This window comes from Streptomyces albidochromogenes, assembly GCF_005981925.1.
GTDB classification, from domain to species: domain Bacteria; phylum Actinomycetota; class Actinomycetes; order Streptomycetales; family Streptomycetaceae; genus Streptomyces; species Streptomyces albidochromogenes.
Genome location: NZ_VBVX01000664.1, coordinates 1 through 962, shown reverse-complemented (window position 1 = coordinate 962; position 962 = coordinate 1). Strand labels below are relative to the sequence as shown.

Annotated in this window: 1 pseudogene; it reads left to right on the top strand. The window is 78.5% G+C overall.

From position 1 onward, the window contains the following. Window positions 1-962, top strand: a pseudogene (locus tag E2E34_RS34650) (serine protease); the annotation flags it as partial.

Below are 962 nucleotides of genomic sequence, written 5' to 3'. Positions count from 1 at the left end.
GTCCCCGCCGTCCATTCGGGCAGCCGGTGCAGCAGCCCGGGCGGCTCAGGCGGCGGGGCGGCCGTTGTTCGTACTGCTGGACGATCCGGAGGACATGCCGCCCGGGCTGCTGCACCGGCTGCCCGAATGGACGGCGGGGACGGCGGGCTGGCTGCGGGAGACCGGGGCGCGGCTGGTGGTGGCGTGCCGGGCCGAGTACTGGCAGACGGCCGGCCCGCTGTTCCCCGCCGGCGCCGCGCACCGGCCGGCGCGGCCCTTCCCGGGGCTGCCCGGCGCCGTACGGACCGGGAACCTGAGCGAGGCCGGGGCGGCCGCCGCGCGCGAGCGGTACGGCATCCCGGACGGGACGCTCGCGGACCCCGCCGATGCCCGGCACCCCCTGACGCTGCGGCTGCTGGCACAAGTACGCGAAGCGCTGCCGGGCGGGGCACCGGGCCGCCCCTCGCGCGAGGACGTGTACGCGGCGTACCTGGACCTGGTGTGCCTGCGCGTCGCGGTACGGCTCGCGGTGGCGCGCAGGCCCGTTCCACGGGGCTCGGCGGTGCGGCGGCTCGCCGCGAAGGTCGCCGGACAGGTGCACGAGGCGGCGCGGCGGTGCCTGGGGCCGGGGGGCGGCGCACTGGACCGCGCGTCGTTCGAGGAGATCTTCCCGTCGCGCACCGGCTGGGCGTCGGCGGTGCTGACGGAGGGCCTCCTGGTGCCGGCCGGGGACGGCTACCGGTTCGCCCACGCGGCGCTCGCGGACTGGCTCCAGGGGCAGCACCTGGACATCGACGCGGCCCTGATCTCGCTGCGGGGCGCCCCGGCCGAGCCCGCCCGGGCACCTGCGGCCGCTCGGCCCTTCCTCCTGGAGCGCCACCGCGTCGGGCCGGTGGTGGAGTCCCTGCTGCTCCTGCACCGGGTGCACGGCCCGCCCGCGCTGGCGCGCAGGCTGACGGATCTGGTCCACGCGCTGGAAGAGG